Consider the following 19,871-nt stretch of genomic DNA (forward strand, 5'->3'; position numbering starts at 1 on the left):
AGTGCTGTAGCTATTTAAGTTCCGGAACGATCATCGGCACCAGGTAGTAGCAAAACAATGCGATCAATATCACCGATAGGATATTAACCACAAAACCAACTTTCAGCATATCCTTCAGCCGTATATGTCCGCTGGAAAAAACAATAGCATTGGGTGGTGTACCCATGGGCAACATACCGGCGCAACTTGCACCTAAAGTCATAGGTATGCCAAGCAGTAATGGATTTATGGTTAACACATCAGCCATACCTGCTATCACAGGTGCAAACACTATTACCTGCGCTACATTACTCATCAGTTCACTTAAGAAAACTGCTATCAGTGCAATCATCAGTACAAGTATAAAACCACCACTGCCAGAGAAGCCGGCAAGCCATGTACCCATCATGCCTATCAATCCTGCTTTCTCCATTTGGTTAGCCAGTGTGATACCACCGCCAAACAGCAACAATATTCCCCACGCCATTTTGGTAGTATCGCGCCACTGCAGTACAAATTTTTCTTCTGGATTTTTTTCGCCGCTGGGCGTTAAAAAAAGAGCAACAGCTCCCATAACAGCTATCATGGTATCATTTAATGCAATTACACCAAGGCGGTTGATAAGATCCTTTGTTATCCATAATAAGGCGGTTGCGGCAAAAATCACCAGCACCCTGCTTTCTGCTTTTCCTATTTTACCCAAGGCTTTTATCTCCAGGTGTATCATCTTTTTGGTGGCATCGCTCGATGCGATCTTGTTTGGATACATCCACTTTACCATTACAAAATAAAGTGCAGTAAGTAGCAGTAGTGCAATAGGTAAACAGATCATCATCCAGTCGAGGAACTCAATGGTGTAGTTGTATTTCTTTTGAATGAAAGCTGCAAAAGCCACATTGGGCGGCGTGCCAATGATGGTGGCAATTCCGCCAAGATTAGCAGCATAAGCAATGGCCAGCATGATGGTAACTGCAAAATTCTGGATGCTGCCTTTGCCGTCGTCATTGTCTTTCATCACCGTTATCACCGAGGCTGCAATAGGAAACATCATCATGGTGGTGGCTGTATTGCTGAGCCACATACTTAAGAAGCCAGCTGCTATTATAAAGCCCAATACAATCCTGTCGCCACTGGTACCGGTCACCTTCACAATGTTGAGCGCAATGCGCCGGTGCAGGTTCCATTTTTCTATGGCCAGGCCTATCATGAAACCACCCATGAAAAGAAAGATAACCGGGTTAGCATAAGGCGTAGCTGTTTCATCAATGGTTGCTATGCCCATAGCCGGAAACAGGATCAATGGCAGCAGTGCTACTACCGGCATGGCAGCAGCTTCTGTTACCCACAAAGTGATCATCAACCCACCAATAGCCAGTACTTTGGCTGCTGTAGGTTCTACATTGAAAGGGTTACCAAACAGCAGGTAAAAGAATATAGCCGCTGCTGAAAAAATCGAGATCCAGAATTTACGGTTAGATGGCATATGCAAATAAAGGCAACAAGATAAGTAGTAAAAACATCCGAGGAGCAGGAGAGGAAAGTGTCTCGTTTGATCAATGCCGGGTAAAGGAGCTGGCTAACTTAATAAGTCTTTAAGATTATCTTTCAGCAATTGTCTTACTTAGGCATATTCATTGAATACCCTCTGTTCTAATATTTTGTCTATGCGCCAACTTCACATGTTGTTCATTTTATTGCTGGTTTCATTTACTGCTATTTCACAAGTAGCACAAGAAGCTGTACCAGCTAACCAGGTTTTTTCCGATAAGAAGAATAGTGCAGCCGCTTCACGAACAGGTACTACACAAAGCCGGCAGGTAATTTCCGGGCTGGTTGATGATTTTACCGGTGAGCCTGTAAGCTATACACGCGTTACCAAATGGATTGATGGTACAGCTATGAATGATAGCAAAGTAGATGGCGTTATCTTCAGGAAAAGAGGCAATGAATATTACCAGCGAAATACAACCAACTCCGACATCAATGTGAAATGGTTTGGTGCCAGGGGCGACGGTGTAACAGATGACACCAAAGCTATTACTGATGCAATATCTTTTTCATCGGCAGCCTCTCAGATTGATGTTCATACGCGGTCACGGGTTCTAAACCTAATTTTCCCTGCAGGCACCTACATCACCAGCGCTACCATAAGGCAAAATGAAAACGGCAAGTTCGTTCACCTGGTGGGAATGGCTGATGCTACTATTTTATACCGCGGTTCCGGGGCTGCAATACATATTGGAAACAATACGCCACACGGCATCATGCCTATTGAAGTAAAAAACCTGACGATCAAAAAAGAGAATACTTCTGCTGGCTCAGTCGGTCTATTACTGGAACATGCAGCTTATTCTAAAATCATCAATGTTGGCTTCGAAGGTTTTGAAACTGCATTTTTAAATAAAGGATCTATAGGTGTACTAGCTGACGGTGGCGGCAAACAAATAGCCGGATCCACAATAGGTGTACATGTCATCAGTTCTAAATCGAATAATAAAGATGTGTTGCGTTTTGCCTCAAATGCTTTTGCATTGCGCAACTATACTTTAGGCAAAGGAATCAAGAATGCTGTTGTCATAGAGCCTGGAAAAGGTGTTTCACCCGGCGGTTCAGGAGGAATGATAACTCTTGACAGGCTGATCTTTGAAGGTGTGGAAGGAACTTCTTTGAAAGTAGTTAATAATGGTGAGGTGGGTGGCCTGGACGTAGTGCAGGTGCGGGATTGCTGGTTTGAGCATTATGGCGATATCGGCATAAATATCTTCAATGCAAGGGTAAAGGTTCAGAACTCATTTTTTGCCGGCGCAAAAAAAACTGTTGTTCTTGTGAATGATGACAACTCTTCCATCACAATGCAGGATACGCATGGATATTTTTTAGACACCAGGCCAACCAATAATGTTTTGATCCAGGCTACAGGTGCTGCCACAAAGGCTGTTTATAAGAACATCAAATTACTCAACTGCGACTTCAGGGGCTTGACAAAGTTGCATGCAGATTATCCTGTTTCCAGTTCCGGTATCAGTGCAGAGGGTAATGTGTATACCATATCGTACAATTCAAAGTACCCGTCAGGCAATAACGACTACAATAGGAACCTTTCAATCAATTTATTCGCAGAAATTGAAAAACTGGTTGGCCCTGCTGATCATGTTACTGAGTTGGTCCTTGCAGGAAATGATGGAACACCAACAATAGGTTTTGCGAAGCTGACAATAGTAAAAAGGGGAAGTGGTTACACTGTAAAAGATGATTCTGGTAACTCACCAGGTTTTACTATTCGTGGAGAAGGTAGAAATACTGTTTTAGCCATAACAGATGCTACAACAGGTAGATGGTTCAATGCTATTGGGAAATATTCTGTTACCCTGCTTTAGCTAACCAACAAATTAAATGCATAATAAATGAGGCGCAACACGCGCCTCTTTTACTTTTATAAGCTTTTCAATTTATTCAAACGTACTATAGAAGTAAGGCGTCTTTGCTTCAAACTCAGCAGCACAGGTATCTACCATTTTGTAAACACGTGTAATGCCTAGAGCCTTACGCTTGTTGTACACATCATCTTCTGTGCAGTTGCGCATGATGCGAGCAATCTGCTCGTCGCTAAAGCCATTCTTCTTAGCTTCTTTTAGCAGGTCAGCCGGCAGCGACTCCAGTGTGTGGTTAGCAATTTCCTTTTCTATATCACATATCTTCTGGATCTGGTACAGGAACCACTTATCAATACCTGTAGCCTGGGCAATTGTCTTCACAGTAATACCTTGCATCAGCGCATCCTTAATCCTGAATATCCTGTCCCATTTTGGTGTCTTGATATACTCCAGCAGGTCGTTGCTCTTCTGCAGGCTCTTGCCATAATAGCCTAAGCCTACTGCTTCATTCTCCAGGCTTTGGCAAGCCTTCTGAATCGCTTCGGTAAAGCTTCTGCCGATAGCCATCACTTCACCTACACTTTTCATTTGCAATCCAAGTGTATCATTGGCTCCTTTAAATTTATCAAAGTTCCAGCGTGGCACTTTTACAATTACATAGTCAAGTGCAGGCTCAAAATATGCTGATGTCGTTTGCGTGATCTGGTTCTTCAGCTCGTGCAGGTGGTAGCCTATAGCAAGTTTAGAAGCTACTTTAGCAATAGGGTAACCGGTAGCCTTTGATGCAAGTGCCGATGAACGGCTTACACGCGGGTTTATCTCCACGGCTATTATCTCTTCCGTTTCAGGATTAAGTGCAAACTGTACGTTACATCCACCGGCAAAGTTGCCCAGGCTGCGCATCATCAGTATCGCCTGGTTGCGCATATCCTGGAAAGCAGTATCGCTTAGGGTCATAGCAGGAGCAACAGTTATACTGTCCCCGGTATGAACACCCATTGGATCTAAATTCTCTACGGTACATATGATCACTACGTTGTCTGCCTGGTCGCGCAGCAGTTCCAGCTCGTATTCTTTCCAGCCAAGTACCGCTTTTTCTACCAGCACCTCGTGAATTGGAGAAGCTGTCAATCCTCTTTCCAGCGCTTCATCCAAGTCATCTTTCGTGTGAACAAATCCACCGCCGCTACCACCCAGTGTAAATGAAGGACGGATCACCAGCGGGAAACCGATTTCCTGTGCAAACTCTTTTCCTTCCAGGAAACTGTTAGCCACGCGGCTAGGCGCCACCGCCACACCAATCTTCACCATCAGCTGGCGAAACTGTTCGCGGTCTTCAGCAGTATTGATGGCTGCTACGTCCACACCGATCATGCGGCAGTTGTATTTCTTCCAAACTCCCAATTCCTCGGCCTCAATGGCAAGGTTCAGGGCTGTTTGTCCACCCATGGTAGGCAGCACCGCGTCAATCTCATTCTCTTCCAGTATCTGCTCAATGCTTTCCACCGTTAGTGGCAGCAGGTAAACCCTGTCCGCCATCATAGGGTCCGTCATAATGGTGGCGGGATTGCTGTTTATCAGCACCACCTTGATGCCTTCTTCGCGAAGGCTGCGGGCCGCCTGGCTTCCCGAATAATCAAACTCGCAGGCCTGGCCAATTACAATTGGTCCTGATCCAATGATCAATACTGATTTTATAGAAGTGTCTCTAGGCATAGTAAAAAATTGTTGGGGTCGGCTTTTCCAGCACTGTTCATCATCCGTTGCGTCGCACACTGCAGCTATTGGTATGCTTTTCAGCTATTAGCTCAGCACCTAATCTCCATTCTACGGCAGGAAAAACAAATTGTGCAAATGTAGCTTCATCAACGAAACATAGTGGTTAATTTTTCTAAAGCTTTTGGATCAGAGGTCAGAGGTCAGAGATCAGTGGTCAGAGATCAGAGATCAGAGATCAGGTATCAGGTATCAGCAATCAGCATTCAGAGATCAGAAGAACCAGGAATAAGGAACCAGGAACCAGGAACCAGAAACTAGAAACCTACCTCATCAATCCAGCATCCCTCATCCAGCATCCGCCTTAGCTCCTCCCGCCTCACAACTAATGCTCAGCTCCGCTGGTAAGATTTTTGTCGCCCTTAAGAGCCACACCTATGTAAAACAAATGATGATGAAGAAGTTGTTACTGTTGTTGTTTACCTGTTCCTGCTATTTTTCTTATGCTCAACTGTTTCCGCCTGTAAATTATCCTTCCAACTATTTCCGTAACCCAATGGGGATTCCACTGCAGCTTAGCGCCAACTTTGGTGAGCTGCGCACCAACCATTACCACATGGGTTTTGACATACGCACCAACCAGCGCGAAAACCTACCTGTATATGCCGCGGCTGAGGGATACATCAGTCGCATCAAAATTGAACGCTATGGTTACGGAAGAGCCATTTACATCAATCATCCCAATGGCTATACGACCCTCTATGCACATCTTAATGATTTTTACCCGGCTCTCAATAGCTATGTAATCAACAAGCAATATGCTGACGAGCAGTGGGAGCAGGATATCACTTTTGCTCCCGGGCAGTTCCCTGTAACCAAAGGACAGTTCATAGCATATAGTGGCAATACAGGTGGATCAGCAGGACCTCACCTGCACTTTGAAATACGTGATACTAAAACAGAGGTCAATATAAACCCATGGCTTTTCAATTTTGGTTTGCCCGACAATATTCCGCCGGTTATTTACCAGTTGTACTATTACGACCGCCGGTTCAGCACCTACCAGGTTGGTCCCAAAACCATCCCCATCAGGAAAGCAGGACAGGCTTATTCGGCTACCAGTAGCGTAGTCTCCATTCCTACATCTACATTCAGTTTAGGCATAAGTGCTGAGGATAAAACCAATACATCGCCGTTCATGTTTGGCATTTACCAGGCGGAAGTATATATAGACGATACAGCACGTTTTGGCTTTAGGCTTAGCGAGGTATCCTACAATGAAACGAGGGCAATGAATGGAGCGATTGATTTCAAAACCAAGTATGCTGGTGGTCGCTACATTCAGCACCTGAGCCGCCTGCCCGGTAACAACAGCAACATCTTTGCAACCACAGCAGGAGATGGGGTTTATATTTTTCACGATACCCTTGTTCATAATGCAGAGATTAGGGTGCGCGATGTAGCAGGGAATCTTACCACTGTTCGCTTCCGCTTTCGCTACGACCCATCCGGCAGCCGCGATATTGCATTTTCATCCAATAGCATCCCTATGCTTCCTAACCAGGTAAACCAGCTAATGCTGAACGATATTCAGGTTTCTTTTCCTGCGTCGTCTTTTTACCACCTGGTGCCTTTCGTACATGTGGCTACAGCTGCAAGAGATATGGTGGCTGCTTCAAAGATCCATTCACTGCATACATTCCAGGTGCCGGTTCATGATAGCTTCACTGTGAAGATCAGATCCGATATACCGGCTTCTGACCCAAGGCGGGATAAGATTGTGATGCAGCTGGTAAATCCAAGAAAAACAGTAGCAACCAAAGGCCCCTGGGATGGCGACTGGATGACCGCAAAGTTTTGGGACCTGGGCGAGGTAAGGCTCCTGGTAGATACAATTCCGCCCACCATTACGGGTGGTTTTGCCAACAATGCTAACCTGGCAAAAAGCCGCTCAATAGCTTTTACTGTAAAAGACAATGCAGGAGAGATCAGGAGCTTCAGGGCAGAACTGGATGGTAAATGGTTGATGTTTCGGAGAAGGGATTATGCATTCATTCATGATTTTGATGAACGGACAACTCCCGGTCGTCATGATCTGCGAATAATAGTGGAGGACGAAGCAGGAAATGTGACAGAACGCAGGCTTAGTTTTAGCCGCTGATAAAACGAACAAAAGCGAATACTGTAATGTTGTAAAAGCTAAAGAAGTGTCGAAAGTTTATTCACTACGGGCGGTACAGCGGATACCAGTTACATTACAGGAGGCGTGGGATTTCTTCAGTCGCCCGGATAATTTAGCCGACATTACACCTAATGACATGGGCTTCGTAGTAAGGAGTACCAGCCACAGTAAAGAGATGTATCCAGGCCAGCTGATAGAATACACAGTACGGCCGCTGTTTGGTATACCTGTTTATTGGATGACGGAAATTACGCACGTGCAGGAGCCGGTATATTTTGTAGACGAACAGCGGTACGGCCCTTACTCACTATGGCATCACCAGCACCATTTCAAAGAAATACCTGGTGGCGTTGAAATGACGGATATAGTACATTATAAAATTCCTTTCTGGTTTATTGGTGACATTGCAAATACTTTACTGGTCCGTAAGAAACTGCAGCAAATATTTGATTTCAGAAAGCAGGCTGTAGAGCAGCGATTTGGAAAGATGTAAAAAGATTTATTACCAGTTGTCAATAATTGTTTCAAAAAAGTAAGCAGTTAATCAACTATCACTTTTTGTTTTCTATCAAAAACGAAATAAATAATGGATCCTGCAACGGGTACAAAAACAATAATTAATACCCAAATAAGTTTGGTTGTTCTATCCCTAAAATTTGTTTTTATAAGATGAACAAGAGCAAATATTGGCAATACCAATATTGCCAATGCCAATAACATCCAAATTATCAGCCCGACCTCAGGGAGTAGAAGTTCCATTTAAATATTTTTTTTATGACAAATAGTTCTTTGCTTCACTATTTATAAGCTGGAATATTTTTTCCCAGGATTATATCTCTTTTTCCAACCCAAATATCACCTTCTTTTTTCAAAGTAAGAACTCCTGTGCTACCACCCCTTGGTGAAGTTGGATTAATATGTTTTTGCTTCAATAAATTATCTCCTTCAAAGTAATAATCTTCTATCCAATAATATTTTCCATCAGGTTCTAAAATAGTTGCATGTATATGTGCAGGTTCTGTTCTGTCGGGATACACTGCAGGTTTTAGCGTATAAAATTCATATTGCCCATTGCTGCTTGTTTTGATCCAGCCTCTTAAATAGCCATGTCGCTTAGCCCAACCTGTTTCATCTCCTTTCGTTGGATAAATACCTTTTTGATTTGTGTGGTAAACATAAAGTATCACATCATTAGCGGGAGATCTTCCATCCTCTTGGAATATAGTTCCGGTTATTTTTATTCTTATTCCGTCTTCATAAAAACCTGGCAAGGTGTCTACTGGTTCTAAGATCTTATTTCCGAATTCAAAAACAGCTTCACATCCCTCACATGGTCCTCCAACAAGATGGGGAGTAGGTTGTTTTTGCGAATTAGCACAGGATGAAAATAAGGTTGTCAAGAAAAGTATAATCAATAGATGTTTCATGCTAAGATCATTAAAAGGCAACTAAAGGTTATTGAACAATCGATAATAGAAAATTAATTCATTTACTTAAAAATACTAATGTATTGTAAAGCAGCCTGTGGCGCTGATGTTGCTATTGACTATTAAAAGGCTTCAGATATTTATTCGCTAAAAGAAATTCAGGAAGTCAATCAAAAATGTATTCATCCATGATGGTTCATCTCATCGACGGCACGTACGAGCTATTCCGGCATTTCTATGGTCAACGCCGGTTTAATAAAGGCAAGGATAAACAGTATGGCGCCGTAGTTGGTGTACTGAATGGGATACTGGAAAAAATAGAAAAAGGTGCGACTGGCATGGGTGTAGCAACAGATCACGTTATAGAGTCTTTTCGAAATGAACTGTGGCCTACGTATAAAAATGGAGAGTGTATAGAGCCTGCACTGCTTGCTCAATTTCACCCACTGGAAGAAGCATTGGCAATGATGGGTGTAGTGGTTTGGCCAATGATTGAACTGGAAGCTGATGATGCATTGGCATCTGCCGCCCAGCTGGCTGCTGCTGATCCTCGTGTCCAAAAGGTGTGTATATGGACGCCTGATAAAGACCTGGCGCAGTGCGTAAGGGAAGATCGCGTAGTGCAGGTTGACAGCCGGGCTAAAGCAATAAGAGATGCCAATGAGATCAAGAAGAAGTATGGTGTTCCGCCCGTTCTCATTCCCGATTTTCTAGCCCTTGTTGGCGATGCCGCCGATGGCTTTCCCGGTATCGCTGGAATTGGAAAAACAGGCGCCGCACGGCTGTTGAACCAACATGGTCCAATACAAGATTTTCCTAAAGAAGTGCTTGGTGCGCAACTGGAACAAGCATTGCTTTTTAAACGGCTGGCAACTTTAGTAACAAACAAAAAGCTTTTTAAAAACGTTGACGAACTCCAATGGCAGGGGCCTACATCAGCCTTCGCTGGTTTTACAAAAGAAATTGGAGAACCTTCTTTATTAACCAGGGCAGAGGCAGTGGCGGCAAAGCTTAACCAGGCTGCCTAAATTTATTCATGATTTACCTGAACAAAGATGTCAATGATGTAAAAAGAAAAAGCCTTGAAAGCGTCTGCTATCAAGGCTTGAAAAGCTTTAGAAGTAGCCCCGACAAGAATCGAACTTGTATCTGGAGTTTAGGAAACTCTTATTCTATCCATTGAACTACGGGGCCAAATGAAAAACCGGCTGCAAATATCTAGGTACAGCCGGAGTTTTCCAATATTTTTTTCGGCTTGCGCCAAAGTCTTACGATCCTTTGATAACGCCACAACCTATACGGCTGCCTGAGTTGCCTGATGGCTGCGATTTCAGATCGTCTACACCACTGTGCACAACCACTGTTTTATTCACCACATTTTTTTTCTCATCACCACCTATAGACCAACGGTCTGAGGTTAATTCCAAAGTGCCTTTGCCGGAGCCATCCAGGTTGATGTTTCCAAAGTCGCCTGAGTGGTAGCTGCCCTCGCCCCACTTTCCATGGTTTTCGCCGGTTGGATTCCAGTGGCCGCCGGCATGGTTGCCGTGGTCGCCACAGTCTGCATGTTCGTGAATATGTACTGCCACACTCTTATTAGCCATCTTGTCTACCGTTATATCCAGCGTCATACGCACCTGGCCGTTTCCCTGGTGTTCAAAACGTACTGTACCAGTCACAGTTGTATCTGATGTAGTGCCGTCCAATGTAGCTTCCGCACGTTCTGATTGAGTTTGATTGTTGGCTGCACCATGGCTTGCACTATCGTGCGATCCTTCAGAATGTGACCCGGAATTGTCACCACAACCTGCAAATCCAGCTGCTGCTACTACAAGGAGAGCAGTTAATCCATTTTTCAATAACCCTTGTTTCATAATCATAAAGTTTTAGTAATCAAAGTTCTACAATTTTTTGAAGATGGCTTAAGCCAGTTGTCATTCACTGCAATTAGCTTACCATGCCAATGGATTTCAGGATCACAATGATTTGCTAGACGGCCTGCAGGTTTTACAACCGCAATCTGGCACCTGCCTCTTATCTTTGCTGCCCAATTTTAAAGACGTATGAAGTTTTACAACTTATTGATCCGGTACCGCTTCCCGCTTAGCCTTGTAGCCCTTGCTCTTGCTATTTGGGTAAATATTGCAGCCGGTTTCTGGCCTTCTTTTATTCTATATTTTATTGCTGTTATAGGAATTGTGAGCCACTTCCTGATTGGGCCATTGCGGCTGATACAGGAGCCAATGGAACGTGGCGACATGGAAGCTGTAAAAAAGATCATGGACTCCATCTGGTTTCCAAACCTATTGTACAAGCCAATCCGCTCTACCTATTACACATTGAAGGGCAACCTGGCCATGATGAGCCAGGATTTTGACAGTGCTGAAAAACATATGAAGAAAAGCCTTGAACTGGGTTCTCCAATGGCTGAGGCCGAAGGTGCAAACAAGCTTCAGCTGGGAATGATGGCGCTTCAGAAAGGAGATATGAAGACGGGCGAAAGTTATATCCGCCAGGCTATCCGCGCTGGTATACCCGATAAAGAAAGCCAGGCTGTTGCTTACCTGAGCATGTGCCAGATCTTTATGAACAAAAGAGAGTTTCGCGCTGCAAAAGATTACTTCAGGAAAGCAAAGGCGCTGAAGCCTACTACAAAGCAGGTAGTGGACCAGATAAAAGAATTGGAGAAATATATTTCCAGGATACCCGGATAAGGTTTGGAATGTTTGGTTGAAAAATGTGCAAACGACTTTTAATTGTTTGCACATTTTTTTTTGCGATTAAAATTCGAAGGCTTCTTTTTAAAACGCTGGTTCCGGTGTTACTTAATTCTCCACTTGCTTCTTTTCATACTTCTTCCGCGCATTCATGATATCAGCATGATGATCATTTGCCCAACTGGCTAGTTCCAGCAACTGCCGCAGCAGGCCTTCACCCAACTCTGTCAGTGCATATTCTACACGCGGCGGTATCTCCGGATACAGTGTACGTGCTACTATTCCATCTTCTTCCAGCGAACGAAGCGTTACCGTAAGCATCCGCTGCGATATACCGGTGATGCCGGCTTTCAATTCGTTGAACCGCATTTTATGATGCTGCCCCAATAGCAGCACTGTATACATCGACCATTTATCGCCATACCGCGCCATGATATCTTTTACCGGGCAAATATTCTTCTGGCTACACTTGCCAGAGAAAATGCTCGAGATCCGCTCACAATCTTTACTACTCAGTGCCATAATCAATGTTTTAACATTTATTCCTTTCTCAGAACCTCAAAGCTACCTACCTTTGGTTACTTTAAGTAACTAAGTAAAGTTAAAGTACTAAGAAACTAATAATACATAAAAATATGGAATTACTAACATCACTCGAGTGGCGCTACGCAGCAAAAAAACTAAACGGTAAAAAGGTACCACAGGAGAAAGTGGAGAATATTTTGCAAGCTATACAACTTGCACCTTCTTCTATGGGGCTGCAGCCTTACACGGTTTTGCTTATCACTGATCCTGCTATTAAACAGAAAATTCAACCTATAGCTTACAACCAATCGCAGATTGTAGATAGTTCGCACCTGCTGGTGTTTGCAGCATGGGCACAAATCACACCTGCACATGTAGAAGAATATATAGCACATACTGCTGCTACACGTAATATACCTGTTGAAACACTGGCTGAATTCAAGAATTCATTGCTGGGGATGGTAACCCGTAATACTGATGAGCAGAATTTTCAATGGGCTTCTAAACAAGCTTATATAGCATTTGCCACAGCTATTGCTGCTGCAGCAGAAGAGCGTGTAGATGCTACACCAATGGAAGGTTTTAATGCAGCCCAATTAGATGAGCTATTGGGTCTGCAGGAAAAAGGCTTGCGTAGTGTAACTATCCTGCCGCTTGGCTACCGCGATGAAGAAAATGACTGGCTGGCAAAACTTCCTAAAGTAAGACGTCAAAAAGAAAAGCTGTTCATCGTGCAGTAACACTTCGATGAAAACAATATGAAAAAAGTAGAAATTGTAGAGGTTGTTCCTTCACATAAAATAGTAGTTGGTGAAAAAGATGCACCAATAACTATGGTACAGTTTGGCGATTACGAAAGTGAAGCATGTGCCGATGCGCACGAAGTTGTCAAAGCTTTGTTAGAAACTTACCCACACCAGGTTAAGTTCATCTTTCGTCACTTCCCACTGTTGAGCATACACCAGAAGGCACACAAAGCGGCCGAAGCTTCGCTTGCAGCTGCACAGGAAGGTATGTTCTGGCCAATGCACAACGAGTTGTTTGCCAACAGGCACAGCCTGGGTGTTATCAGCCTGAAGCGCCATGCAAGAGATGCAGGTGTAAAATCCAAAAAGTTTCTTGATGAACTGATCAATGGGTTTTATGGCCTATATGTGCAGGACGATCTGCGCGAAGGAAAAAAACTTGGCGTCACAGAAATTCCAACATTCTTCTTCAATGGCAAAAAGTTTGAACAGGAACCAACATTTGACAACTTAAGTAGCCACATAGAAAAATTACTGGCCACTGTTGGTTCTAAAAAAAGCAAGAAAGCTTTGGAAGAAGCCGTAACCGTTTAAATATAAGCTAATCATGAAAGTAGAAATATGGTCGGATATCGTTTGCCCATTTTGCTATATCGGCAAACGCAAATTTGAAAAAGCACTGGAAGGTTTTGACGCAAAGGAAAAAGTAGAGGTGGTATGGCGCTCTTTCCAGTTGGACCCGGAAATGGAATATGTGCCGGGTCAGTCGGTACACGAATATTTAGGTAAAAGAAAAGGTGGAAATACAGAAGATGGTAAACGTATGAATGACTCTATGGCCGCTATGGCCAAAGAAGTAGGTCTTGATTACGACTTCGACAATGCCATCATCAACAATACGCTTGATGCACACCGCCTGCTGCATTTTGCAAAGCAACATAAGCTGCAGGACGAGCTAAAAGAGCGCCTGTTCAGGGCTTATTACACAGAAGGACAAAACATTGGTGATCATGAAACACTGGCTCGCCTGGCTGGTGAAGTAGGCATTCCTGCAGATGCAGCCTTGGCTGTTCTACAGTCGGATGAATTTGTGCATGACGTTCGCCAGGACCAGTACATAGCACAACAAATTGGTGCTCGAGGTGTTCCTTTCTATGTGTTCAACGATAAGTATGGCGTATCAGGTGCGCAGCCTTCAGAAGTGTTTGCAGAAGTATTGGCTAAAGTATGGGAAGAAGAAAAGCCGCAACTTATCAATAAAGAAGGGGAAGGTTTTTGTACCGTTGATGGCGTTTGTAACTAATGCTAAAGGTGTGGTTGTTGTAGCATAACCAATAAAAATTATCATGAAAATATTAATCGTTCTTACCTCGCACAGCGAGCTTGGAAATACAGGTGAAAAAACAGGGTTTTGGATAGAGGAATTTGCCGCACCCTATTATGTTTTTAAAGATGCAGGTGCAGAGGTGACACTGGCGTCAACAAAAGGTGGCTTACCGCCAATTGACCCAAAAAGTGATGCACCAGAAAACCAGACAGAAGCAACTAAGAGATTCAAAGAAGACAAGGCATTGCAGGAGCTACTGGCGAATACGAAAACAGTAGATGAAGTATCAGCTGAATCTTTTGATGCTATTTTTTACCCCGGCGGCCATGGGCCTCTTTGGGACCTGTTCGAGTCCCCGGGATCCATCAAACTGATTGAAGATTTCTGGGCTGCGAAAAAACCAGTTGCTGCAGTATGTCATGCTCCTGCTGTTTTACTTAATGCAAAAGATGAAGCGGGTGAACCGTTAGTAAAAGGCAAGAGAGTAGCAGGTTTTACAAACAGTGAAGAAGAGGCTGTAGGCCTTACTGAAGTGGTTCCATACCTGCTGGAGGATGAACTGAAGAACAAAGGCGGCAACTATTCTAAAGCTGCTGATTGGGCTTCATATGTAGTACAGGATGGACGACTTATCACAGGTCAGAACCCTGCATCATCAGAAGAGGCGGCGCATAAGCTGCTTGCACTACTTCAACAATAAACTAAAAAGACGAACAAATACAATGGAATCATTACAAGGAAAAATAGCACTGGTAACAGGTGCAGGAAAAGGCATTGGAAGAGCTATAGCCATTGCTTTGGCAAATGAAGGAGTTAATGTTGGTTTGCTTGCACGTACAGAAAAAGATGTACAAGCTGTAGCCGAAGAATTGAGAGCAATAGGCGTAAAAGCAGCGCCTGTAGTAGCAGACATCAGCAATAGGCAGGCGGTAGAAACAGCTGTTCAGCAGGTACACGACCAACTAGGCAATATTGATATTTTGATCAACAATGCAGGTACTGGCTCATTTGGAAAATTTCTTGAACTGGAACCCGAGCAATGGGAGCAGCAGGTGCGTGTAAACCTATTTGGTGTGTATTATGCTACACGTGCTGTACTTCCTCAAATGATAGAACGTAAAACAGGTGATATAGTAAATATATCTTCCACTGCAGGTAAAACCGGTGCAGCGGTTACAAGTGCTTATAGTGCTTCTAAATTTGGCGTGTTTGGACTAAGCGAAAGCCTGATGCAGGAAGTGCGTAAACATGGCATTCGTGTAACAGCACTTGCACCAAGTACAATTGTTACCGAACTGGCCAACAGCAACAACCTGATAACCGGTGATCCGGAACGTGTTATGCACCCGGAAGATTTTGCTGAACTCATCGTTGCACAATTGAAGTTGCCAAGAAGAGTGTTGGTAAAAGAAGCAAGTATCTTCTCTACCAATCCATAGCATTTATGGGAAAAAATATTTGAAGAGGTTAATAAGGAGCAAGCAAAATAAGGGTTAAGGTAATAGGTCGTTTAAGACCTTGAGAAAGCAAGCCGCATCTTTCCAGGTGCGGCTATTTTTGTATCTCCTTTTTCCTAAGAACCTCGAAGATCTTCACCGGGTCACGTTTGCCTTTTACTGCTACCGGCGGCCACTCTTTTACTTCCACCCAATCTTTCACCTGCTCATATACTGGTAGCGATATCAATATTGAATTCGGTTTATTCTGCGTAAGCGATTCTATTCTTTTACCTGTGTTCACAGTATCGCCGGTTATAGAATATTCAATTTTATTTTTCGAACCAAGCGTACCGGTAATTACTTCGCCGGCATGAATGCCAATGCCAATCTTCAGTTCGCCGTTGGTAAATGAACGGCATTCCTCATTTAGCAGCTTTAGCTTTTCCAGCATTTCCATGGCACAAAAAACAGCATTGCGTTCATATGGTGGAAAAGAGAATGGTGCGCCGAATGTTGCAAATATTTCATCTCCTACATATTGGTTAACCATGCCGCTGTACACGCTTATCACATCGCTCATGATAGAGTAATACCTATTGAGAATGTTTACCGCAGCCTGTGGCGCCAGGTTTTCTACAATAGACATATACCCGCGCATATCGCAAAAAAGAACGGTCAGGAATTTTGCTTCAGCATCATTTACTATTTCGCCGCCACCAGCGCGTAAATGTTTGGCTACAATTTCATCAGGAACAAAGCGAGTAAAAAGATTAAGCACCTTATTCTGCTCATCCAGTTTCTTTTCCAGCTCTTTTAGCAAGGCATCGTTTAGATCCAGTAGTTGTTGCTTTTGTTTGTGCAATTCCATTTGCGTAACTACCTGTTCGGCCAGCACCTTTAGTATATTCTTTTGCTTCTCATCCAGTGTGCGCGGCTTCTGGTCGAGTACACACAGCGTTCCTATTTTATGACCCGTAGAAGTGATAAGGGGGCTGCCTGCATAAAACCTGATGTTGGGTTCATTTATAACAAGGGGATTGCTGCGAAATCTTTCATCTTCCAAAGTATCCGGCACCTCCAGCACCTCATCATGTTTTATGGTGTGTTGGCAAAACGACATTTCGCGTGGCGTTTCTTTGGCGTATAATCCTCTCGATGCTTTGAACCATTGCCTGTCTCTATCAACAAGTGAGATAAATGAAATGGGTGTATCGCAGATATAAGATGCAACTTCAACAAGCTTGTTGTACGGTTCTTCAACTTCAGTATCTAAAATATTGTATTGATATAAAGTAAATAATCTCTCCTTTTCTTTCTTCATTTCCTCCAATGTCAAAACTTCAAAACTCATACGACAAGCCTTTTCTAAAATGAATCAATATAAGTGTACCTCCTGTTTTTCTGCCTGAAATGAAAAGAAATTGAATAATACCGCAGGTAATGTGGAAACACTACCCCACAGAAGAAGATGCTAAGCATAGGGAAGTATGGTAGATACTACCACACCTACAGCAGTAGAACTACTTATTGCTTTTCCTGTTTCTGCTGCGTGTATTTCTTTACTTCAGGAGCTACTTTGGTGCCCAGTAGTTCTATAGTACGCATAGCCTGTTCGTGCGGCAGAGCGCCAATAGTCATCTGGGTTAAGAAGCGGGTGTAGCCAAATAATTCATGCTCGTACAAAAGTTTATCAATTACCTGCTGCGGGCTTCCTACCAGTAAAGCTCCTTCTTTATTAGTTGAAGCATCAAATTGCTGGCGCGTCATGCCCGACCAGCCACGTTCACGGCCTATGCGGCTCATTACCTCTGCATAGGGTGGGTAAAATTCATCACGCGCCTGTTGCGAAGTTTCGGCTATATACGTATGCGAGTTAATGCACAGCTGCAAGTTGCTGGGATCATGACCTTCTTTTTTATACACCTCCCTGTAAAGATTAGCAAAGGGAGCAAAGCGTGCAGGCATACCACCAATGATGGCCATGGTCATGGGTAAACCATAAGTAGCTGCACGAACTACAGACTCAGGAGTTCCTCCAACAGCTACCCATATGGGAAGCTTGCCGTGGTATGGTCGCGGGTACACACCTCGATCGTTGATGGATTGAGTATGCTTTCCTTTCCAGGTGATGCGTGGCGCTTCATTCAGCTTTACCAGCATTTCCAGTTTTTCTGAAAAGAGTTCGTCATAATCCTTCAGGTCGTTCCCAAACAATGGGAATGATTCTATAAATGATCCGCGGCCGGCCATCACTTCTGCACGTCCACCCGATAGCAGGTCTACCGTAGAAAATTGTTGATATACCCTTACAGGATCTTCAGAACTTAATACAGTTACACCACTTGATAGCTTAATGTTCTTGGTTCTTACGGCGGCTGCAGCCAGTACAGTAGTAGGAGACGATACTGCATAATCAGGGCGATGATGTTCGCCTACAGCAAATACATCAAGTCCTAGTTGGTCTGCCAGTTCTATTTCTTGCAGCAGGTTTTGCAGCCGTTGATAAGGATCAATCTTTTCTTTGGTAACCGGGTGTACACCCACATCAGCAAACGAGCATATTCCTATTTCCATTGTATTATTTTCTATAGCAAAGCTACAGCAGTAAATGTAGGTGCAGCTATTAAGCTTTAGGTTTCGATAGTTGCTTTGGCTTCTTCACAACTTCTTTAGCAGCTAAATGTTTTAAAAAAATGGCAGATAGCAGATCGAGATCTACCTGCTCAATAGCATGTGGTGTAGCAGGTAGTATAGCAAGTTGTCCATTTGGTAATTGTTTATATACTGTTGCTGTTTCTACCAGTGAAACCATCTGGTCCCTATCTCCGAGTACCAGCAGCACCGGGCATTTTATTTCTTTAAAATCAAAAAGGTGAAGCGGCGGATTTGCACCCATATCATGCAGCATTTCGCTTGTTTTATTTACCAGTTCCTGCCAGTCATTTGGATGATGCCTGTTCTTTAATTGATCAGCAAAAGCAGGGACCTTTTGCTGCATTTTTACCGGGTTTAGCATGGCTGTTTCTTTACCCGCAACCATTTCGTCCCAATGTAGTTTGGTGCCAAGAGTAGCCACACCTTCCACCAATGATGGATAATGCTTTGCCAGGTATAGTGCTACATATCCACCCATGCTATATCCAAACAGCGTTATCTTCTTTAGCTTCTGTTCGCGCAGCCAGTCTTTTACCTCCTGCGCAAATTGTTCTATGGAAAAATCATTAGCGAATGGTTTGCCGCCGTGGCCACTAAAATCTATAGAATGTACAATGTAGTGTGACGACAATATATGCTTAAGCGGTGCCAGTTGCTCCTGGGAGCCGATGGCGCCATGCAGTAGTAGTAATGGTTTCATGGTACGAATGAGTATGGTGAAGGTACTTCACAGAATTTATTATTACTATACCTGCACCTGCCGTCTATGTAACTTGCTGGCAAAGCTTTTGCAAAAGTTTTGTAACAAAAATTTTGAGTATGAAGAAGTTACTAATAGCAGGAGCTTGCCTAACAGTATTTGCCTGTACCAATCCAGAGAATAATGTAGACGATCCGGCAGATACAGCCGGTTTGAATTATAGTTCAGGAGATCGTTTAAATACAAACCCTGGTCCTACTGCAGATGATACAATGCGTGGGGCAGGTATCGATACATCAAATGCGCCGAAAGACTCAGCGCGTGCTATTCCTCCAAGAGATCATTAACAGGGATAGGTAATTATAAAAACAAAAAAGCCATGTTTATTTTAAACATGGCTTTTTAATTATTGGCCTGGTTGATTGCCATGATCCTTCTTTTTCATATTCATGACTATGAATACAATTACCAGGATGAATACGATTAGAAATACTATAGGTAGCATATTATTTATTTTTAAGTTAGAAGATTAATGGTATTAATTCCAATTATTATACCATGGGTAAAAAGGAAGTTTGCTGTTTTTAATTATCATATATCTTGGATTGCTGCATAATTTTTAGCGGCAATTCATGTTCTTATCTTCATATAAAGAAGCTAATAAAATGGCGAAGAAAATTTATCAATGGTTATTGGCTATTCAAGGAATTTACTGCCTGGTAACTGCTGTGTGGCCGCTGATTCACTTAAAGAGTTTTTTGACTGTTACAGGTCCCAAGACAGATATATGGTTGCTTGAAACAGTATCTGTTCTTATTCTTGCCATTGCTGTTTTATTGTTACTTCACCTGCTATATTTATCTCCTGTTGTTCCTGTTGCAGTTATGGCTATTGTTATGTCTGCAGGTCTTTTATTTATTGATGTTTATTATCCTTCTGTAAGCCGGATTGCTGATGTATACCTGGCTGATGCAATTATGCAAGCACTATTTCTTTTACTGTGGTTGTATATTCTTGTTGTTCACAAGCAGGTAGAAAAAAATCTGCAGGCAAAGAAGAAATAAAAGAAAGGCATAGCCGTCAA

The 19,871-nt window shown here is 43.2% G+C and carries 21 protein-coding genes and 1 tRNA gene; 12 read left to right on the forward strand and 10 right to left on the reverse strand.

What is annotated here, in order from left to right; translation table 11 throughout:
- Window positions 1–10: 10 nt before the first annotated feature.
- A complete protein-coding gene (locus tag J4N22_RS12555; protein WP_207495079.1) occupies window positions 11–1,462 on the reverse strand; it encodes an SLC13 family permease in 1,452 nt (483 codons plus the stop codon).
- A gap of 181 nt (window positions 1,463–1,643) precedes the next feature.
- On the opposite strand from J4N22_RS12555, the gene J4N22_RS12560 reads away from it, so the two are divergent.
- Complete coding sequence (locus J4N22_RS12560; protein ID WP_207495081.1) at window positions 1,644–3,356, forward strand: glycosyl hydrolase family 28-related protein; 1,713 nt, start codon at window positions 1,644–1,646, stop codon at window positions 3,354–3,356.
- A gap of 72 nt (window positions 3,357–3,428) precedes the next feature.
- Here the strand turns inward: J4N22_RS12560 and carB are convergent, their stop codons facing one another.
- Window positions 3,429–5,069 (reverse strand): carbamoyl-phosphate synthase large subunit, encoded by a 1,641-nt coding sequence (gene carB / locus J4N22_RS12565; protein ID WP_207495090.1) that lies wholly within the window; start codon window positions 5,067–5,069, stop codon window positions 3,429–3,431.
- Window positions 5,070–5,523: 454 nt separating this feature from the next.
- On the opposite strand from carB, the gene J4N22_RS20105 reads away from it, so the two are divergent.
- Entirely contained in the window at window positions 5,524–7,230 is a 1,707-nt protein-coding gene (locus J4N22_RS20105) for a M23 family metallopeptidase (RefSeq protein ID WP_207495092.1), read from the forward strand.
- Between the two features lie 46 nt (window positions 7,231–7,276).
- The gene (locus J4N22_RS12575) at window positions 7,277–7,744 is read left to right on the forward strand and encodes an SRPBCC family protein (RefSeq protein WP_207495094.1); all 468 of its coding nucleotides are present in this window, start codon (window positions 7,277–7,279) and stop codon (window positions 7,742–7,744) included.
- A gap of 47 nt (window positions 7,745–7,791) precedes the next feature.
- Here J4N22_RS12575 and J4N22_RS20260 read toward each other — a convergent pair whose 3' ends face one another.
- Window positions 7,792–8,010 carry a PLDc N-terminal domain-containing protein gene (locus J4N22_RS20260; protein ID WP_207495096.1) on the reverse strand — a complete coding sequence of 73 codons (219 nt, stop codon included), beginning with the start codon at window positions 8,008–8,010 and terminating at the stop codon, window positions 7,792–7,794.
- A 38-nt stretch (window positions 8,011–8,048) separates the two neighbouring features.
- Window positions 8,049–8,678, reverse strand: coding sequence for a dioxygenase family protein (locus J4N22_RS12585; RefSeq protein ID WP_207495098.1), 630 nt, complete (start codon window positions 8,676–8,678; stop codon window positions 8,049–8,051).
- 188 nt (window positions 8,679–8,866) lie between these two features.
- On the opposite strand from J4N22_RS12585, the gene J4N22_RS12590 reads away from it, so the two are divergent.
- A complete protein-coding gene (locus tag J4N22_RS12590) occupies window positions 8,867–9,706 on the forward strand; it encodes a 5'-3' exonuclease (protein WP_207495100.1) in 840 nt (279 codons plus the stop codon).
- 94 nt (window positions 9,707–9,800) lie between these two features.
- Here J4N22_RS12590 and J4N22_RS12595 read toward each other — a convergent pair.
- Window positions 9,801–9,872, reverse strand: a tRNA-Arg gene (locus tag J4N22_RS12595).
- Window positions 9,873–9,946: 74 nt separating this feature from the next.
- Complete coding sequence (locus tag J4N22_RS12600; RefSeq protein WP_207495102.1) at window positions 9,947–10,552, reverse strand: superoxide dismutase family protein; 606 nt, start codon at window positions 10,550–10,552, stop codon at window positions 9,947–9,949.
- 189 nt (window positions 10,553–10,741) lie between these two features.
- Here J4N22_RS12600 and J4N22_RS12605 point away from each other — a divergent pair, with 189 nt between their 5' ends.
- The gene (locus J4N22_RS12605; RefSeq protein WP_207495104.1) at window positions 10,742–11,392 is read left to right on the forward strand and encodes a hypothetical protein; all 651 of its coding nucleotides are present in this window, start codon (window positions 10,742–10,744) and stop codon (window positions 11,390–11,392) included.
- Window positions 11,393–11,503: 111 nt separating this feature from the next.
- On the opposite strand, the gene J4N22_RS12610 is transcribed toward J4N22_RS12605, so the two are convergent.
- Window positions 11,504–11,917: a winged helix-turn-helix transcriptional regulator gene (locus J4N22_RS12610; RefSeq protein WP_207495106.1), complete on the reverse strand. Its 414-nt coding sequence runs from the start codon at window positions 11,915–11,917 to the stop codon at window positions 11,504–11,506.
- Between the two features lie 113 nt (window positions 11,918–12,030).
- Between J4N22_RS12610 and J4N22_RS12615 the strand changes: the two genes are divergently transcribed.
- Genes J4N22_RS12615 through J4N22_RS12635 form a run of 5 tightly spaced genes read left to right on the forward strand, consistent with a single transcriptional unit; the run spans window position 12,031 to window position 15,432 of the window.
- Window positions 12,031–12,660 (forward strand): nitroreductase family protein, encoded by a 630-nt coding sequence (locus tag J4N22_RS12615; protein ID WP_207495108.1) that lies wholly within the window; start codon window positions 12,031–12,033, stop codon window positions 12,658–12,660.
- Window positions 12,661–12,678: 18 nt separating this feature from the next.
- On the forward strand, window positions 12,679–13,260 hold the full coding sequence (locus tag J4N22_RS12620) for a DsbA family protein (protein WP_207495110.1): 582 nt from the start codon (window positions 12,679–12,681) through the stop codon (window positions 13,258–13,260).
- Between the two features lie 13 nt (window positions 13,261–13,273).
- Window positions 13,274–13,969 (forward strand): DsbA family oxidoreductase, encoded by a 696-nt coding sequence (locus J4N22_RS12625; RefSeq protein WP_207495112.1) that lies wholly within the window; start codon window positions 13,274–13,276, stop codon window positions 13,967–13,969.
- A gap of 43 nt (window positions 13,970–14,012) precedes the next feature.
- The gene (locus J4N22_RS12630) at window positions 14,013–14,693 is read left to right on the forward strand and encodes a type 1 glutamine amidotransferase domain-containing protein (RefSeq protein ID WP_207495114.1); all 681 of its coding nucleotides are present in this window, start codon (window positions 14,013–14,015) and stop codon (window positions 14,691–14,693) included.
- A gap of 22 nt (window positions 14,694–14,715) precedes the next feature.
- Complete coding sequence (locus J4N22_RS12635; RefSeq protein WP_207495116.1) at window positions 14,716–15,432, forward strand: 3-ketoacyl-ACP reductase; 717 nt, start codon at window positions 14,716–14,718, stop codon at window positions 15,430–15,432.
- A gap of 112 nt (window positions 15,433–15,544) precedes the next feature.
- Here J4N22_RS12635 and J4N22_RS12640 read toward each other — a convergent pair whose 3' ends face one another.
- The 3 genes from J4N22_RS12640 to J4N22_RS12650 all read right to left on the reverse strand — a co-directional run bounded on the left by J4N22_RS12640 (window position 15,545) and on the right by J4N22_RS12650 (window position 18,787).
- Window positions 15,545–16,783 (reverse strand): adenylate/guanylate cyclase domain-containing protein, encoded by a 1,239-nt coding sequence (locus J4N22_RS12640; protein ID WP_207495118.1) that lies wholly within the window; start codon window positions 16,781–16,783, stop codon window positions 15,545–15,547.
- Window positions 16,784–16,956: 173 nt separating this feature from the next.
- Window positions 16,957–18,006, reverse strand: coding sequence for an LLM class flavin-dependent oxidoreductase (locus J4N22_RS12645; protein WP_207495120.1), 1,050 nt, complete (start codon window positions 18,004–18,006; stop codon window positions 16,957–16,959).
- A 49-nt stretch (window positions 18,007–18,055) separates the two neighbouring features.
- Window positions 18,056–18,787, reverse strand: coding sequence for an alpha/beta fold hydrolase (locus J4N22_RS12650; protein WP_207495122.1), 732 nt, complete (start codon window positions 18,785–18,787; stop codon window positions 18,056–18,058).
- A gap of 119 nt (window positions 18,788–18,906) precedes the next feature.
- On the opposite strand from J4N22_RS12650, the gene J4N22_RS12655 reads away from it, so the two are divergent.
- Window positions 18,907–19,134 (forward strand): hypothetical protein, encoded by a 228-nt coding sequence (locus tag J4N22_RS12655; RefSeq protein WP_207495124.1) that lies wholly within the window; start codon window positions 18,907–18,909, stop codon window positions 19,132–19,134.
- A gap of 318 nt (window positions 19,135–19,452) precedes the next feature.
- The gene (locus J4N22_RS12660; protein ID WP_207495126.1) at window positions 19,453–19,851 is read left to right on the forward strand and encodes a hypothetical protein; all 399 of its coding nucleotides are present in this window, start codon (window positions 19,453–19,455) and stop codon (window positions 19,849–19,851) included.
- The last annotated feature ends 20 nt before the right edge of the window (window positions 19,852–19,871 follow it).

It is taken from the genome of Aridibaculum aurantiacum (assembly GCF_017355875.1).
Lineage (GTDB): Bacteria > Bacteroidota > Bacteroidia > Chitinophagales > Chitinophagaceae > Segetibacter > Segetibacter aurantiacus.

Bases quoted from the DNA above. Each gene is read 5' to 3' on its own strand.
- J4N22_RS12555 (WP_207495079.1), bottom strand. From the start codon at position 1,462: ATGCCATCTAACCGTAAATTCTGGATCTCGATTTTTTCAGCAGCGGCT.
- J4N22_RS12560 (WP_207495081.1), top strand. From the start codon at position 1,644: ATGCGCCAACTTCACATGTTGTTCATTTTATTGCTGGTTTCATTTACT.
- carB (WP_207495090.1), bottom strand. From the start codon at position 5,069: ATGCCTAGAGACACTTCTATAAAATCAGTATTGATCATTGGATCAGGA.
- J4N22_RS20105 (WP_207495092.1), top strand. From the start codon at position 5,524: ATGAAGAAGTTGTTACTGTTGTTGTTTACCTGTTCCTGCTATTTTTCT.
- J4N22_RS20260 (WP_207495096.1), bottom strand. From the start codon at position 8,010: ATGGAACTTCTACTCCCTGAGGTCGGGCTGATAATTTGGATGTTATTG.
- J4N22_RS12585 (WP_207495098.1), bottom strand. From the start codon at position 8,678: ATGAAACATCTATTGATTATACTTTTCTTGACAACCTTATTTTCATCC.
- J4N22_RS12590 (WP_207495100.1), top strand. From the start codon at position 8,867: ATGATGGTTCATCTCATCGACGGCACGTACGAGCTATTCCGGCATTTC.
- J4N22_RS12600 (WP_207495102.1), bottom strand. From the start codon at position 10,552: ATGAAACAAGGGTTATTGAAAAATGGATTAACTGCTCTCCTTGTAGTA.
- J4N22_RS12605 (WP_207495104.1), top strand. From the start codon at position 10,742: ATGAAGTTTTACAACTTATTGATCCGGTACCGCTTCCCGCTTAGCCTT.
- J4N22_RS12610 (WP_207495106.1), bottom strand. From the start codon at position 11,917: ATGGCACTGAGTAGTAAAGATTGTGAGCGGATCTCGAGCATTTTCTCT.
- J4N22_RS12615 (WP_207495108.1), top strand. From the start codon at position 12,031: ATGGAATTACTAACATCACTCGAGTGGCGCTACGCAGCAAAAAAACTA.
- J4N22_RS12620 (WP_207495110.1), top strand. From the start codon at position 12,679: ATGAAAAAAGTAGAAATTGTAGAGGTTGTTCCTTCACATAAAATAGTA.
- J4N22_RS12625 (WP_207495112.1), top strand. From the start codon at position 13,274: ATGAAAGTAGAAATATGGTCGGATATCGTTTGCCCATTTTGCTATATC.
- J4N22_RS12630 (WP_207495114.1), top strand. From the start codon at position 14,013: ATGAAAATATTAATCGTTCTTACCTCGCACAGCGAGCTTGGAAATACA.
- J4N22_RS12635 (WP_207495116.1), top strand. From the start codon at position 14,716: ATGGAATCATTACAAGGAAAAATAGCACTGGTAACAGGTGCAGGAAAA.
- J4N22_RS12640 (WP_207495118.1), bottom strand. From the start codon at position 16,783: ATGAGTTTTGAAGTTTTGACATTGGAGGAAATGAAGAAAGAAAAGGAG.
- J4N22_RS12645 (WP_207495120.1), bottom strand. From the start codon at position 18,006: ATGGAAATAGGAATATGCTCGTTTGCTGATGTGGGTGTACACCCGGTT.
- J4N22_RS12650 (WP_207495122.1), bottom strand. From the start codon at position 18,787: ATGAAACCATTACTACTACTGCATGGCGCCATCGGCTCCCAGGAGCAA.
- J4N22_RS12655 (WP_207495124.1), top strand. From the start codon at position 18,907: ATGAAGAAGTTACTAATAGCAGGAGCTTGCCTAACAGTATTTGCCTGT.
- J4N22_RS12660 (WP_207495126.1), top strand. From the start codon at position 19,453: ATGGCGAAGAAAATTTATCAATGGTTATTGGCTATTCAAGGAATTTAC.